Below are 15,763 nucleotides of genomic sequence, written 5' to 3' on the forward strand. Positions count from 1 at the left end.
TTGTTCTTGAAAAGGCGGTGTCACTGACGGGCGTCGATGCTCTCGACGAACTGATCGAACAGCAGGTCGAGATCGTGCGGCCCGGGACTCGCCTCGGGGTGACCCTGGAAACTGAAGGCCGGGCAGTCGGTGCGGCGAATGCCTTGCAGGCTGCCGTCGAACAGCGACCGGTGCGTCGCCTCGAGGTGGGCGGGCAGGCTGTCTTCTTCGACCGCGAAGCCGTGGTTCTGGCTGGAGATCAGCACGCGCTTGCTGCGGATGTCCTGAACCGGGTGGTTCGCCCCGTGGTGGCCGAACTTCATCTTGCTGGTCTTCGCGCCACTGGCCAGCGCCAGCAGCTGGTGACCCAGGCAGATGCCGAAGAGCGGTATGCCGGTCTCGAGGAATCGTTCGATGTCACCGATCGCCTTGGTGCAGGCGGCCGGATCGCCCGGGCCATTGCCCACCAGGATGCCGTCGGGGTTGGCGGCCAGGAGCTCCTCAACCGGCGTGTCGGCCGGGAACAGCGTGACGCGGCAACCGCGATCGACGAGCTTGCGGAGGATGTTGTGCTTGAAGCCGTAGTCGTAGGCGACCACGTGGCGGGTGGCCTCGGGGCGATCGGACACGTCGACCCACCACGAGCCCTTGGCCCACTCGCGCACCTCGCGGGTGCCGACCTCGGGGATCAGGTCCATGCCCGCCAGGCCGGCGAACTCGCGCGCCTTCTCGATCGCGGCGGTGGCGTCCAGGTCCCCGCCGGCGACGATGCAGCCCTTCATCGCCCCCTGGTCACGCAGGCGGCGGGTCAGTTCGCGGGTATCGATTTCGGCGATGGCGACCACGCCGTGCTCGCGGCAGTAGTCCTCGAGGCTCTGCTCGCCGCGCCAGGAACTCATCTGGCCGGAATCGCGGATGACGAGGCCGGCCACGTGGACCGAGTCCGATTCGGCGTCCTCGGCGTTGATGCCGACGTTACCGATATGCGGGTAGGTCAGGGTCACGATCTGGCGGCGGTAGGACGGGTCGGTGAGGATCTCCTGGTAGCCCGTCATCGCGGTGTTGAACACCACCTCGCCCACGGACTCCCCATGCGCCGATGGAGGTGCCGTAAAAAACGCTCCCGTCTTCAAGAGCCAGGAGCGCCGTGTTGGCCGGGAGCCCGGTGTTCGCGTCTGAGACCGTGCTATCCAAGAACTTTCCCCCACTGAATTGTCGTGTCGCCCCGCCCGAGTCGGCGCCGGCCATCGAGGCAGTCGGCGTGCCTCGGTTTCGGGGCGCAATTATGACTGAAAGGCCCCGATGCTGTCCACGGCGGAGCACTTCCTGACGGGTCGGGCAAGGCCCTGCCGTCGCCGACGCCGAGGGGAGTTCAGACCGGCTTGAGGCCCAGCACGTGGCTCATGTCGTAGAGCCCGGCCGGCTTGTCGGCCACCCAGTGGGCGGCGCGCACGGCGCCCTTGGCGAAGGTCATCCGGCTCGAGGCCTTGTGCGTGATCTCGACGCGCTCGCCGATGCCGGCGAACAGTACGGTGTGATCACCCACCACGTCACCGCCGCGAATGGTGGAGAAACCGATGGTCTCCGCGGCCCGCTCGCCGGTGATGCCCTCGCGACCATAAATGGCGACCTGCTGCAGGTCGCGGTCGAGGGACTCGGCCACCGCCTCGCCCAGCCGCAAGGCCGTACCCGACGGGGCGTCCACCTTGTGGCGGTGATGCGCCTCGATGATCTCGACGTCGTAGTCGTCGCCCAGCATCGTGGCGACCTGTCCCAGTACCTGCAGCAACACGTTGATGCCGATGCTCATGTTGGGTGCGAAGACCACCGGGATGTCCCGTGCGGCCTCCTCCAGCCGTTCCTTCTGGGCATCGGACAGGCCAGTGGTGCCGATCACGATGGCCCGCCCCGCCTCGCGGCAGATCTCGAGGTGGCGCATGGTCGCGTCGATCGAGGTGAAGTCGATCAGCACGTCGAAATCGTCGCCGTGGCCCGGCAGGTCGTCGACGACCGGCACACCGATCTGGCCGATGCCGGCGATCTGGCCGGCATCCTGGCCGATCAGCGGGCTGCCACTGCGGGCAAAGGCCGCCCCCATTTGCGTGTGCCCACCCTGGTGGGCCGCTTCGATCAGCCGGCGGCCCATCCGGCCATTGGCGCCAACAATCCCGACTCGTGTGCTCATGATCTTCTGTCCGACTCCAAAGGTTGTGCTTGCGATGGCTTCTGGTTACGAATGCGGCAAAGTCTACCAACCTTAAAGCTTGAAAAACCCGGCCCGGTAGTGGGAAAGCTCGGCAACCGACCCGCGGATGTCATCCATTGCCTGGTGATTTGAGGGCTTGCGGAACCCGGCCAGCACGTCCGGTTGCCAGCGCCGCGCCAGCTCCTTGATCGTCGAGACGTCGAGGTTGCGGTAGTGGAAATACGCCTCGAGCTCCGGCATCAGGCGGGCCAGAAAACGGCGATCCTGGCAGATGCTGTTGCCGCACATGGGCGACTTGCCTTCCGGCACGTACTGGCGGAGGAACTCCAGCGTGCGCGTTTCGCCGCATCGCAGATCGCAATCGCTCTGGCGAACCCGCTCGATCAGACCACTCTGCCCGTGAACCCGCTGGTTCCACTCGTCCATGCCGGCAAGCATGGCCTCGGGCTGATGGATCGCCACCACCGGTCCCTCGGCGAGCACGTTGAGGTGCTTGTCGGTCACGAGGGTGGCAATCTCGATAATGGTGTCCCGCACCGGGTCGAGCCCGGTCATCTCGAGATCGATCCAGATCAGATTGTCTTCCGGGGCGTGCATGGATTCTCTCCTGTCGATTGAGGGCGCGGAAACCGACGCCAGTGAGGCAGTACGGCGCGCTCGAGCCGCACAGAAGCCTAGCACGTCGAACCCCGCTCGCCGGTGAGCGCGACCGCGATCGGACCATGCACCCGGGCCGGCCCCGTCCGCTATACTGGCCGCGGCTCATCTAAGGAAACCCTGCTCGAATGCCATAACCACTCTGGCTTGGCCATTCGAGCAGAGTCTTCAACCACCGACGGGGCAGTCGGCTGCCTCCACACCGCCCGGAATCCGACGTTCATGGCCGAACTCACCGACACCGATCGCCAGGAAGAGCTCGATTCGCTGATCCACGAGATCCGCGACACGCTCTCCCAGCAAGTTGCCGCCGATCGCGGCGGCGAACCGGGTGACGTCGCCACGCCGCTTTCCGAGCTCACCAAGCATGACCTGGCCAAACTCGCTCAAAAGATCGAGCGCCTGCATGCCGCCGACGTGGCCAAGGTGCTCGAGTCCCTGCCCCAGGACGAGCGACTGGTCATCTGGGAGCTGGTCCATTCCGACCGCGACGGCGAGGTCCTGCTCGAGGTGTCCGACTCGGTCCGGGACACCCTGATCGAGGTGATGGACCGCGAGGAGATCCTCAACGCCGCCTCGACGCTGGATACCGACGAACTCGCCGACCTGGCCCCCGATCTCCCCGAGGGCATGATGCAGGACGTGTTCACCGCCCTGCCGATCGACGATCGCGAAAAGCTGCGGTTCGTCATGTCCTACGACGAGGACACCATCGGCGCGCTGATGGACTTCGACCTCGTCACCGTCCGGGGCGACGTGACCATCGAGGTCGCCCTGCGCTACCTGCGCCGGATGGACTCGCTGCCGGATCACACCGACAAGCTGTTCGTCACCGATCGAGATGGGTTGTTCGAGGGCGTGATCCATCTCAAGACGCTACTGATCAACGACCCGGAGACCCTGATCAGCGATGTGATGGAGAGCGACGCGGTGCGCTTTCACCCCGAGGACAAGGCGCGCGACGGCGCCGATGCCTTCGAGCGCTACGATCTCGTCAGTGCGCCGGTGGTCGACGAGGTCGACCGCCTGGTCGGCCGGGTCACCATCGACGCCGTGGTCGACTTCATCCGCGAGTCGTCCGACGAAGAGCGCCTCTCCCAGGTGGGTCTGTCCGAGGAAGAGGACATCTTCGCGCCGGTACGAAAGTCCGTGAGAAACCGCGCGCCCTGGCTGGCCGTGAACCTCGTCACGGCGATCGTCGCCGCCCAGGTGATCGGCCTGTTCGAGGGCTCGATCCAGCAACTGGTCGCGCTGGCCGTACTGATGCCCATCGTCGCGGGCATGGGCGGCAACGTCGGCAACCAGACCATCACCATGATCGTGCGCGAGTTGGCCTTTAGAAAACTCGGTGGCGGCGATATCCGCCTGCTCTATGGAAAGGAGCTGAAGGTTGCGCTGATCAACGGCGTGGTCTGGGGCGGCATCCTCGGCATCGTCACCTTCGCGATGTACCAGAACGCCGGCGTCTCCGCGGTGATGGTCGCCGCCGTCACCCTGAACTTCCTGAGCGCGGCCTTCTTCGGCGTGACCATCCCGATCGTGCGCACGCGCATGGGCCGCGACCCGGCATTGGGAAGCGCGGTGATGATCACGGCGATCACCGATTCGGGCGGGTTTTTCATCTTCCTCGGGCTCGCCACCCTGTTCCTGCTCTGAACCGGCCGCCATGACCCGCAAGATTCGCCTGAGCAAGCAGCAGCAGCGCCAGATCGATCGCCGACGGCGCGTCGACACGCAAGACGACACCCGCCTGACACCGGGTATCGTGGTCACCCATCACGGCCACGACCTGCTGATCGAGGACGCCGAGCATCACCTGCACCGGGGGCGCGCACGACGCACGGTGGGGCGCCTGACCACGGGCGACCGCATCCGCTGGCATCGCGACGAACAGGACAACGTGGTGATCGAGCAACGCGAGGATCGCCGCAATCTGCTGATCCGGCCCGACGCCTACGGCAAGAAGAAGATGATGGCCGCCAACATCGACCAGGTGCTGGTGGTGACCTCGGTGCTGCCGTGGATGAACCCGGACGTGGTCGAGCGGACCCTGGTCGCGGTGTTCGCCCTGCCGGCCACGCCCGTGATCGTGCTCAACAAGACCGACCTGCTCGCGGAGATCGGCGCGGCCGAGCGCGAGCGCATCGAGTCAACGGTCGCCCTGTGGGAGTCGCTGGGCTTCGAGGTGATCCGCACCTCGGTCAAGTCCGGCGAAGGAATCGAGACCCTGCGCTCGCGCTTGCACGATCAGATCACGCTGGCCGTCGGCCTCTCCGGCGTCGGCAAGACATCACTCTCACGAGAAATCACGCCGAGTGCGGATCAGGCCGCCATCGGCGAGATCTCGGCGTTCAATCGCGAGGGGACGCACACCACCCGCGCCAGCACGCTGTATCGCTTCACCGATGGCGAGGGTGGGCTGATCGATGCCCCCGGAGTGCGCGACTTTCCGGTCGAGGACGTCCCACCATCCGCCCTCGACGATGCCTTCCCCGAGATTCACGCCGCCTCGGCCTACTGCCGTTTCAACGACTGCCGCCACGTCAACGAGCCGGGATGCGCCGTGCGGGCCGGCGTCGCGTCGGGCGACATCCTCGAGCGCCGTCTCGCCCAGTATCAGGCCATGCGCCAGACTGGGAGCTGAACCGGGAACGCGCGAAGCATCGCGACAATCAGCCCGGCGGCCACTGCATCGCCCGCCCCCCGAGCAGGTGCAGGTGCAGGTGGTAGACCTCCTGGCCGCCATCGCGATTGCAATTGAACACGGTGCGGTAGCCCGATTCGTCGATGCCCTCCTGCGCGGCCAACTCCCGGGCGACAACGAACAGCTCACCCACCAGCGGCGCGTCCTCCGGCGCAATGTCGTTCACCGTCGGGATGGGCTTTTTCGGGATGATCAACAGGTGCACCGGCGCCTGCGGGTTGATATCGCGAAAGGCCAGTATCCGATCGTTCTCGAACACGATGTCGGCCGGTATTTCACGGTTGATGATCTTGCTGAAGATGGTCTCGCTCACGGTTGAGCCTCCCGGTCATGACACAGGTCGTTGAAGCGGAAACATGGCAAACGCCAGGAATCAGCGCAATGAAATGTTGTCCAGCTTAGCCTAAGTTCTTGTCTCCTCGGTCGAGCAACGGCGAGGCATCGCGGCACGCTACCCGTCCCGGGCCGCCCCGATTGCTGGCGAACGAATTCATTAGTACACTACCTTTCTTTTGGCGCGGCAGCTCGCTGCCCCGCCGAGTGACTCCGTTGCGTCAACCCCAAGGCAGCCCTTCCCTGCCGCCGACACGGTACAACACCCATGTCCCCGATCCGCGCCCTCACGCTCCTCCGCTCCCGGTCCATCGTCATGGCCATGGCGCCCGCCGCCCTGCTGGCCGCGAGCCTGTCCGCCCAGGCCCAGTCGGGTGGCCAGCAGCCACCGCCGAAGGTGCCGGTCATCGAGATCCAGCCTAGCAGCGCCGCGGTTTACAAGGAGTACACCGGTCGCACCGAGGCCAACCGTCACGTCGAGGTGCGGGCCCAGGTGAACGGCATTCTCGAATCTCGCGACTACGTGGAAGGGGCCCGGCTCGAGGCCGGTGATCCGCTGTTCAAGATCGACGACCGGCCGTTCCAGGCGGCCGTCCACGAGGCGGAAGCGGATCTGGCCTCGGCCCGCGCGACGCTTGCCGCGGCCCAACGCGACTGGCGCCGGATCAGCTCGTTGTTCGATCGTGGCGTGGCCAGCGAGAAACAGCGCGACGATGCCCGTTCAGCGCTGGAGACCGCCCAGGCCGGCGTCAAGGTGGCCGAGGCGCAGCTCGAGTCCGCCCAGATCGACCTCGACTACACCTCGGTGACCGCCCCGATCCCGGGCATCGCCAGTCGCCGCGCCGTCGACCCGGGCAACCTGATCGGTGTCGGCGACCGACTGGTCAGCATCGAGGAAATCGACCCGATCCAGGTCACCCTCTCCTACCCCGTGGACGACCCGTTTGCCGATTCGACGGCGCTCAACCCCACCCCGGAGCGGACCACCCCGGCCGAGGTCGTGGGCGTCACCGGCCCCGAGGGCGAGGCGATCACCGGCGAGCTCGATTACCGCGCCTCGAGCATCGAGCGCGGCACCAACTCGATCGAGCTGCGTGGCGTGTTCGACAACCCGGGTGACGTCCTGCGCCCCAACCGTTACGTCCGCGTTCGCCTCAAGGTCGACGAGGTCAGCGACGCGGTCATCATCCCCGAGACCGCCATCGGCACGGGCGCGGAGCCCAACAGCACGGTCGTTTACGTTATCGACGACGAGAACCGGGCCGACCAGCGTCGCGTGGAGCTTGGCCCGATGAGCGATCAGGGCCGCATCATCCTCTCCGGCCTGGAGCCGGGTGACCGGCTGGTCATCGACGGGCTGCTCAAGGTGCGCCCGGGTGCACCGGTCGACCCGCAGGACCCGCAGCAAGGCAACGGCGACTAAAACGGCGCCTACCCGCCGCCCGTCGTAACTACCCGACCGTGACGCCCTCGTGACGAGGGCACCGGAGACCATCGATGTTTTCCAAGTTCTTCATTGACCGACCGATCTTCTCCACCGTGCTGGCGATCGTGATCATGATCGCCGGCGGGGCCGCCTTCACGGGCCTGCCGGTCGAGCAGTACCCCGAGATCGTGCCGCCCGAGGTCGAGGTGCGAGCGACCTACGCCGGTGCCGACGCCAGCACACTGGCCGAATCCGTGGCCGCGCCACTCGAGCAGGCGATCAACGGCGTCGACGACATGCTCTACATGACGTCGGGCAGCTCGGATGCCGGCACGATGAACCTCTCGGTGACCTTCGCCACCGGCACCGACCCCGACCAGGCGACCATCGACGTCAACAACCGCGTGCAGCGCGCCCTGCCCCAGTTGCCGCAGGAGGTGCGTGACCAGGGCGTGGTGGTGAACAAGAAGAGCAGTTCGCTGCTGATGGTCATCACCCTGATCTCGGAGAACGAGGAATTCGACACCAAGTTCCTCTCCAACTACGGCCTGATCAACATCCTCGACTCGCTCAAGCGGGTGCCCGGCATCGGCGACGCGCGCCTGTTCGGTGCGCAGGATTACTCGATTCGTGTCTGGTTCGATCCGGCGAAACTGGCGCACTTCGATCTCACCCAGGACGACATTGCCGAGGCGATCCGTGAGCAGAACGCCCAGTTCGCTGCCGGCAAGTTCAACGACTCGCCCAACAAGGAAGGCGAGGCGTTCACCTACACCATCACCTCGCAGGGACGCTTCTCCGACGTCGAGGAATTCCAGAACATCATCCTCGCCTCCTCGGAGGACGGCGGCACACTGCGCTTGAGCGACGTGGCCGAGGTCGAGCTCGGCTCGCAGCGTTATGGCTTCAACGCCACCTACAACGGCGCCCCCACCGTCCCGATGGGGATCTACCTCGCGCCGGGCGCCAACGCGCTTGAGACGGTCGCCCAGGTGCGCGAACGAATGGAAGAGCTGCGTGACCGCTTCCCCGGCGACATGACCTACAAGATTCCGCTCGACACCACCGACTTCGTGCGCATCTCGATCGAGGAAGTGCTCAAGGTGTTCGTCGAGGCGTTGGTGCTCGTCTCCCTGGTCATCTTCGTCTTCCTGCAGAAACCCCGTGCGACCATCGTGCCCCTGATCGCCATTCCGGTCGCCCTGATCGGCGCACTCGCCGGTTTGTACTTGAGCGGCATGTCGATCAACCTGCTGACCCTGTTCGGCTTCGTGCTGGCGATCGGCATCGTCGTGGATGACGCGATTATCGTGATCGAGAACGTCGAGCGCCTGATGCGCGAGGAGGGCTTGAAGGCCCGCGAGGCCTCGATCAAGGCGATGGAACAGGTGACGGGACCGATCGTGGCCACCACCCTGGTCCTGTTGGCCGTGTTCGTGCCGGTCGCGTTCATCCCGGGGCTGGCCGGCGAGATGTATCGCCAGTTCGCCGTCGCGCTGTCGATCTCCGTGGTGCTCTCGGGGGTGGTGGCGCTTACGCTGACCCCCTCGATGACCGCCCTTCTCCTCAAGAATCACCAGGACAAGGAGCCGGTGCTGCCGTTCCGGATCTTCAATCGGGGTTTCGATGCCTTCCGTGACGGCTACATGAAGGTGGTGCACTTCTTCCTGGTCGCCTGGCCGATCGGGCTGTTGCTGTTCGCCGGCGTGGTGATCGCCGCGGTGGTGATGTTCCGCAGCACGCCGACGGGCCTGGTGCCGGAGGAGGACCCGGGCTACTTCATCTCGACGCTGAACCTCGACCCGGCGGCGAGCCTCGAGCGCACCGGCGAGGTGCGTGACGAGTACTCGGCCATGATCCGCGAGAATCCGGACGTGCAGATGCAGGTCGCCTTCGCCGGCTTCGATCTGCTCGCCGGCACCCAGCGCCCCTACAAGGGCGTGGCCTTCACCCGCCTGAACGACTGGTCGGAACGTCCGGCCGAGGACCAGAGCGTCCAGGCAACGGTCAAAAAGGCGATGGGCGCGGGCACTCAGATCGAGGAAGGCATGATCATGGCCTTCGTGCCGCCACCGATCCGGGGCATGTCGACCACCGGCGGGTTCGAGGCTTACCTGCAGCAACGCGGCTCGGCGGACGTCAAGGCGCTCGCCGAGGCGGCCAACGCCCTGGTCGCCGCCGCCAACGAACGCCCCGAACTGGCCGGCGTGCGCACTACCTTCGTCGACAACACGCCCCAGTTCCGCATGGACGTCGACCGGGAGCAGGCCTACGCGCTCGACGTCCCGGTGGCGGCGGTGTTCCGCACCATGCAGGGCACCTTCGGGACGCGTTACATCAACGACTTCACCCTGTTCGGGCGCAATTTCCAGGTCAACATGGCCGCCGATGCGGATTTCCGCGCCGACCCGCAGGACCTGGAGAACGTGTTCGTGCGCAGCGGCGACCAGCAGCTGGTACCGATCAGCTCGGTGGTGAGCCTGACTCGCACCACCGGCGCGGACGTAATCGACCGTTTCAACATCTTCCCCGCGGCCAAGATCATGGGTAACCCGGCCGAGGGCTATTCCTCCGGACAGGCCCTGACCGCGATGCAGGAGGTGGTCGACCAAACGCTTGGCGGCGGTGACTACACCCTGGGCTGGGTGGGCTCGGCCTTCCAGGAGCTCTCCAGCGGTTCGGCCGGTGCGATCGCCTTCCTGTTGGGCGTGATCATGGTCTTCCTGATCCTGGCCGCCCAGTACGAGCGCTGGTCCCTGCCGTTCGCCGTCATTACCGCCGTGCCGTTCGCCGTGCTCGGTGCGCTGATCGCGATCTGGATGCGCGGACTGAACATCGACATCTACTTCCAGGTGGGCATGCTGGTACTGATCGCGATGTCGGCCAAGAACGCCATCCTAGTGGTCGAGTTCGCCTCGAAGATGCACACCGAGGACGGCCTGTCGATCAAGGACGCCGCGCTTAAGGCCGCGCGCATCCGCTTCCGTCCGGTCATCATGACCTCGATGGCGTTCATCCTGGGCGTGCTGCCGCTGGCGCTGGCCACCGGTGCGGGCGAGGCCGCGCGCAACTCGCTGGGCACCCCCATCGTCGGCGGCATGATCCTGGCCACCTACGTGGCGATCCTGTTCATCCCGATGTTCTTCGAGCTGCTGCAGACCGGCAGCGAGAAGCTGTTCCGGCGCAAACACGCACCGACCTGATCGGAGGTAGACGGTCATGAACGCCACGGAATCGAGATGGGTCCCGCTCGCTCATTCGGGTCGACCCGGCGCACCGGCGCGCGGTCGACTTTGGGTGCGGCTCACCATCACCGATGGCGTACTCACCGGCATGCGGGTCGAGGATGACGACAACGTCGAACCGCACGACACCCTGCCCTCCGCGTATGCCGACGTCGTGGAGGCATTGAAGGGTTGGGGCACATCAGGCGGCAAGCCCACCGACTGGACCGCTCATCCGGGCTTTCCCCCATCGGGCACGGCCTTTCAGCGCGCGGTATGGGCCGCGCTGTGTCAGGTGCCGTGGGGCGAGTCGGTGGGTTACGGTGAACTGGCGCGTCGGGTTGGCCGTCCGGGCGCGGCGCGGGCAGTCGGTCAGGCGGTGGGCGCCAACCCCTGGGCTCCGCTTGTCCCCTGCCATCGGGTCCTGGCCGCCGGGCAACGCCTCGGCGGTTACGCGCAGGGCACACGCATCAAGTCGCGTTTGCTCTCGCTCGAGGACATCGACTACCGCTGAGGCCCGTCGGCGAGCCCTAGTCGTCCGATGCGGTGTCGGCCTTGCCCGGCCGGCGACGGTCGGGGGCCTGCTCGTCGAGCTCCGCCCAGTAGCGCATCCGCTCGGCGATGCTGCGTTCGAGGCCACGCTCAACTGGCTGGTAGAAGCGTTTTCCGACCAGCCCGTCCGGCAAGTAGGTCTCGCCGGCGGCGTAGGCATCGGGCTCGTCGTGGGCATAACGGTAGCCCTTGCCCCATCCCTCGCGCTCCATCAGGGCCGTCGGGGCGTTGCGCAGGTGCATCGGCACCGGGTCGGTGCCGCGTTGCCTGACGGTCGCCAACAGCGCGTTGTGCGCGGTGTAGACCGCGTTGCTCTTGGGCGCCACGGCCAGGTACATGGCCGCCTGGGTCAGCATCAGCTCCCCCTCGGGCACGCCGAGACGATCGAAGGCCGTCCAGGCATCCAGCGCCACGGTCAGGGCGCGGGGGTCGGCATTGCCGATGTCCTCGGAGGCGATCCGCACCAGGCGACGCGCCAGGTAGGACGGGTCCGCTCCGCCGTCGAGCATGCGCAGCAACCAGTAGGCGCCGGCGTCCGGGTTCGAGCCACGAATCGCCTTGTGCATGGCCGAAATCTGGTCGTAGAACTCGTCACCGCCCTGGTCGAAACGCCTCGGTGACTGGGTCAGCAACGCCTCGAACGTCTCCTCGCCCACCTCCCGGGCCTCGCCGCCCTCGGTGTCGGCGGCCAGCTGCGCGGCAAGTTCCAGCAAGGTGAGGAGGCGGCGCGCATCGCCGTCGGCCGCGGCCACCAACCGGTTGGCGATCGCCGGCTGCATCACCAGCGGCAGGCCACCGGTGGTCTCCTTGACGCCCTCGGGATGGGTCAATGCCCGCTCGAGCAAGGCATGCATGGCCGCATCGTCAAGCGACTGCAGCCGGTACACGCGCAAGCGCGAGAGCAACGCGTTATTCAGCGAGAAGGACGGGTTCTCGGTGGTCGCGCCGACCAGAACCAGGACGCCCTGTTCGACCGATGGCAGCAACTGATCCTGCTGGGTCTTGTTGAAGCGATGGATCTCGTCGAGGAACAGGACCGTCAGCCGCCCCGCCGATTGGCGGCGGTCGCGGGCCGACTGGATCACCGCACGAAGCTCCTTCACCCCCGCCTCGACCGCCGACATGTAGACGATCTCGGCTTGCAGGCGTTCGGCATACAGCCCGGCCAACGTGGTCTTGCCCACGCCGGGCGGCCCCCAGAGCAGGCAGGAATGCGCCTGGCCCTTTTCCATGGCCACCCGCAACGGCGCGGAGTCACCGACCACGCGCACCTGACCGGCGAACTCCTCGATCCGGCGTGGCCGCAACCGGTCGGCCAGCGGGCGGTAGACCGATGACGCGTGACGATCCGCGCCACCCGAGCCGTCCACCGACGGCGACTCGCCGCTCGAGAACAGGTCGTCCTGCGGGGTCACCTCGCTCACCGCTTGTCCGTGCCGTGAAGGGACGGCATCACTGGATCGCGGGCGGCTCGCGCGCCTCGACCACGTCGACCCCCTCCGGGGCCTCGAAGCGAAAGCGTGACTCGTCGACCGGCTGGTTGAAACGTCGCGACTCGAAGGTCACGCGAGTGGTCTGATCGAGCTGATCGATGAAACGCATCTCGCGGATGCCGCGGTCATCCACCCCAAGCAGCACTTCCCGAAAATCCCCCTCCTCGGCGCGCGGACGCAGCGCAAACCAGCTCAAACCGCCCTCGCTTTCCAGGTGGCGAATCCGAAACACCTCATCGACGGGCCGTTCGCCGGTCAGGATCGCAATGGGGGCGCCTTCCGTGGCGGCGAGTGGCGAGCGGCTGGCCTGACGCAGATCCGGCTCGTAGACCCAGAGCGTACCGTCGTTCGCGATCAGTTCCTGCACGTAGGGGGTTTCGTAACGCCAGAAGAATTGCCCCGGACGCCGCAGCACGAAACGTCCGGCGGATTCACGGCGCACCTGCCCCTGGGCGTCACGACGTTCCTGTCGGAAGTCGGCGGCCAGTGTCTCGATACCACTGAGCTGCTCGACCAGTGCGTCAACCGACTCGGCCGGCGCGGCGGGAGCCAATGTGGACACGAGCAAGCTGCCGACAAACGCCATCGTGGCAAGGACGCCGCTTTGGCGGGGAATGACTCTGTTCATGGATCACCAGTTCGTGGATGGGACCGGTTCGACGAATCCCGTGGGCGTCGGTTCCGGCCCGGTTGGCAACACGGAGGTGTGCCGTGGCTATTTGGGTGGTGGCGGGGCCAGGACTTCCCGACTGCCGTTGGCGCCCAGTTCGCCGACCACGCCATCGGCCTCCATCTGCTCGACCAGGCGCGCCGACCGGTTGTAACCGATCTTCAGGCGACGCTGGACGTAGGAGATCGACGCCTTGCGCGATTCGGTGACGATGGCGACGGCCTGATCGTAGAGCTCGTCGATCTCCTCGCCATCCGCCCGGACTGGCTTTTCGCCCGGCAGGGTAACGTTCGCCGCGGTGGTCTCGGACAGCACCTCGTCGACGTACTCCGGTTCGCCAAGTGTCTTGAGTGCCTCGACCACCCGGTGGACCTCGTCGTCGCCGACGAACGCCCCATGCACGCGCATGGGCATGCCGCTACCCGGCGGCAGGTAGAGCATGTCGCCGTGCCCGAGCAGGTGCTCGGCCCCCATCTGGTCGAGGATGGTGCGCGAATCGACCTTGGACGAGACCTGGAAGGCGATGCGAGTGGGGATGTTTGCCTTGATCAACCCCGTGATCACGTCCACCGACGGACGCTGGGTGGCAAGGATCAGGTGGATGCCGGCGGCGCGCGCCTTCTGGGCCAGGCGAGCGATCAGCTCCTCCACCTTCTTGCCGACCACCATCATCATGTCGGCAAACTCGTCGACCACGATGACCAGGTACGGCATCGGCTCGAGGGTCGGCGGCGGCAGGTCCGGGTCGAAGGCCTGGGCGTGGTCGTAGAACGGGTCCTTGATGGGTTCACCGCGGGCGATCGCCTCGCGGATCTTCTCGTTCGCCCCGGCGATATTGCGCACACCGAGCTTGGCCATCAGCCGGTAGCGACGCTCCATCTCGCCCACCGCCCACCGCAGTGCGTTGGACGCCTCCTTCATGTCGGTGACCACCGGTGCGAGCAAGTGACCGATGCCCTCGTAGACCGACAGCTCGAGCATCTTCGGGTCGATCAGGATCAACCGCACTTCCTCGGCCGTCGCCTTGTAGAGCAGGCTCAGGATCATGGCGTTGACCCCGACCGATTTGCCCGAGCCGGTGGTGCCCGCCACCAAGAGGTGCGGCATGCGGGCGAGATCGGCCATGATCGGCTCGCCACCGATGTCCTTGCCGAGCGCCACGGTCAACGGCGAGCGGGCCTCGCGGTACCGGCGGGATTCCAGCAGCTCGCGCAAGGCGATGATCTCGCGCGAGGTATTGGGAATCTCGAGACCCACGGTCGATTTGCCGGGGATCACCTCGACCACGCGCACCGAGACGATCGACAGCGCGCGCGCCAGGTCCTTGGCGAGGTTCGAGATCTGGCTGACCTTGACCCCGGGCGCGGGCTGGAGCTCGAAGCGGGTAATGACCGGGCCGGGGTGTGCCGCGACCACCTCCACCGACACGCCGAATTCGGACAGGCGCGCCTCGATCACCTCGGACATGCGCTGCAGGTCGTCCTTGTCGAAGCCACTGCTCTGCTGCACCGGCCGATCGAGCAGCTCCAGTATCGGCTTGCCATCGGCGGTGCCAAGTTCCGGCTGGGGTGGCGTCGACGACTTCTTCTTGGTCGAGGTGACCGACGGGGTTGGCGCCGGCTTGGGGGCAGGAGGCGTCTTCGCCTTGGGTTTCGGCCGGTTTTCCGGCGGGGCGGCCTTCTTGCGCCGCTGCTCGACCTCTTCGTAGCTGGCCCCGACCTCCGGGATCGGCGCCGGACCCGGACGGCGTGACAGCGGCAGGCGCGCCACGATCCACGCGCCGATCGCGCGCAGGCCATTGGCAAGGCGCAACAGCGTTCCCCCGATCAGGTCGAACAGGGCAAACCACGACAGGCCCGTCGTGGCCGATACCCCGAGCATGGTGAGACCGAGTAGCACCAGCGTGCTGCCAAGTGCCCCAAGCATGCGCACCATGCCCTCGGCGAGCACCAGCCCGAGCACCCCCCCCGCGGACAGGCCGCTGGGCGCGGCGAGTGGCTCGTGATTGATCGAGGCCAGCACGCTCACGCACAGCACCAGGAGCAAGACCCCCAGCCACTGGATGGCAAACGGCAGGTCGGCCCAAGGCTGAGCCTGGCGGGCGCGTCGAAAGGTACGCCACAACAGCGGCAACAGCGCCGGCACCAGCATGTAGGCGCCGAATCCCACCAGGTAACGCGCGCCGTCGGCCACCCAGGCCCCAACGAGCCCGGCGGCGTTGTGTATCTCGCCGCTTCCGGTGACGCTGAATCCGGGATCGCCCGGGTGGTAGCTGAGCAAGGCCAGCAGATAGACGCCCAGCAAAAGCGCCACGACCAGCAGGGCCAGCTCGAGCAGGGCGAGCTGGGGGCGGAAGATCGCGGGCTTGGTCATTCCGGGCATCTGAAAGGGCCTATCTTTAATTCAGTCAATGGCTTACTTGCGGTTCTTATAGTATTGGATCGAGTCGAGATCATACCAAGCCGACATTCGCCCTGCCAACCGCCCGAGTGAAGCCACCGAACAGCGCATCCTTGCGG

At 66.4% G+C, this 15,763-nt stretch carries 11 protein-coding genes and 1 pseudogene; 5 read left to right on the forward strand and 7 right to left on the reverse strand.

The window, feature by feature from the left end:
* Positions 1 to 20: 20 nt before the first annotated feature.
* The 3 genes and pseudogenes from carA to orn form a co-directional block, all read right to left on the reverse strand.
* A pseudogene (gene carA / locus FAZ79_RS01390) lies at positions 21 to 1,173 on the reverse strand (glutamine-hydrolyzing carbamoyl-phosphate synthase small subunit).
* Positions 1,174 to 1,351: 178 nt separating this feature from the next.
* Positions 1,352 to 2,164 (reverse strand): 4-hydroxy-tetrahydrodipicolinate reductase, encoded by an 813-nt coding sequence (dapB, locus tag FAZ79_RS01395; RefSeq protein ID WP_136866126.1) that lies wholly within the window; start codon positions 2,162 to 2,164, stop codon positions 1,352 to 1,354.
* Between the two features lie 72 nt (positions 2,165 to 2,236).
* The gene (gene orn, locus FAZ79_RS01400) at positions 2,237 to 2,782 is read right to left on the reverse strand and encodes an oligoribonuclease (RefSeq protein ID WP_136866127.1); all 546 of its coding nucleotides are present in this window, start codon (positions 2,780 to 2,782) and stop codon (positions 2,237 to 2,239) included.
* Between the two features lie 282 nt (positions 2,783 to 3,064).
* On the opposite strand from orn, the gene mgtE reads away from it, so the two are divergent.
* Positions 3,065 to 4,498, forward strand: coding sequence for a magnesium transporter (gene mgtE, locus FAZ79_RS01405; RefSeq protein ID WP_136866128.1), 1,434 nt, complete (start codon positions 3,065 to 3,067; stop codon positions 4,496 to 4,498).
* A 10-nt stretch (positions 4,499 to 4,508) separates the two neighbouring features.
* Entirely contained in the window at positions 4,509 to 5,486 is a 978-nt protein-coding gene (gene rsgA, locus FAZ79_RS01410) for a ribosome small subunit-dependent GTPase A (RefSeq protein WP_136866129.1), read from the forward strand.
* Positions 5,487 to 5,514: 28 nt separating this feature from the next.
* On the opposite strand, the gene FAZ79_RS01415 is transcribed toward rsgA, so the two are convergent.
* Positions 5,515 to 5,859 (reverse strand): histidine triad nucleotide-binding protein, encoded by a 345-nt coding sequence (locus FAZ79_RS01415; protein WP_136866130.1) that lies wholly within the window; start codon positions 5,857 to 5,859, stop codon positions 5,515 to 5,517.
* A 336-nt stretch (positions 5,860 to 6,195) separates the two neighbouring features.
* Between FAZ79_RS01415 and FAZ79_RS01420 the strand changes: the two genes are divergently transcribed.
* The 3 genes from FAZ79_RS01420 (at position 6,196) to FAZ79_RS01430 (ending at position 11,043) form a co-directional block, all read left to right on the forward strand.
* A complete protein-coding gene (locus FAZ79_RS01420; protein WP_169303514.1) occupies positions 6,196 to 7,302 on the forward strand; it encodes an efflux RND transporter periplasmic adaptor subunit in 1,107 nt (368 codons plus the stop codon).
* 74 nt (positions 7,303 to 7,376) lie between these two features.
* Positions 7,377 to 10,508, forward strand: coding sequence for a multidrug efflux RND transporter permease subunit (locus tag FAZ79_RS01425; protein WP_136866132.1), 3,132 nt, complete (start codon positions 7,377 to 7,379; stop codon positions 10,506 to 10,508).
* 94 nt (positions 10,509 to 10,602) lie between these two features.
* On the forward strand, positions 10,603 to 11,043 hold the full coding sequence (locus tag FAZ79_RS01430) for a methylated-DNA--[protein]-cysteine S-methyltransferase (RefSeq protein ID WP_247709458.1): 441 nt from the start codon (positions 10,603 to 10,605) through the stop codon (positions 11,041 to 11,043).
* A gap of 16 nt (positions 11,044 to 11,059) precedes the next feature.
* On the opposite strand, the gene FAZ79_RS01435 is transcribed toward FAZ79_RS01430, so the two are convergent.
* From FAZ79_RS01435 to FAZ79_RS01445, 3 genes are all read right to left on the reverse strand, one after another.
* Positions 11,060 to 12,505 carry a replication-associated recombination protein A gene (locus tag FAZ79_RS01435; RefSeq protein WP_247709459.1) on the reverse strand — a complete coding sequence of 482 codons (1,446 nt, stop codon included), beginning with the start codon at positions 12,503 to 12,505 and terminating at the stop codon, positions 11,060 to 11,062.
* Between the two features lie 28 nt (positions 12,506 to 12,533).
* Entirely contained in the window at positions 12,534 to 13,202 is a 669-nt protein-coding gene (gene lolA / locus FAZ79_RS01440) for an outer membrane lipoprotein chaperone LolA (protein WP_136866133.1), read from the reverse strand.
* Between the two features lie 87 nt (positions 13,203 to 13,289).
* Positions 13,290 to 15,617, reverse strand: a complete 2,328-nt coding sequence (locus tag FAZ79_RS01445) for a DNA translocase FtsK (protein ID WP_247709460.1) — start codon at positions 15,615 to 15,617, stop codon at positions 13,290 to 13,292.
* Positions 15,618 to 15,763 lie beyond the last annotated feature (146 nt).

The organism is Guyparkeria sp. SB14A (genome assembly GCF_005096345.1).
In the GTDB taxonomy this organism is placed as follows: Bacteria; Pseudomonadota; Gammaproteobacteria; order Halothiobacillales; family Halothiobacillaceae; genus Guyparkeria; species Guyparkeria hydrothermalis.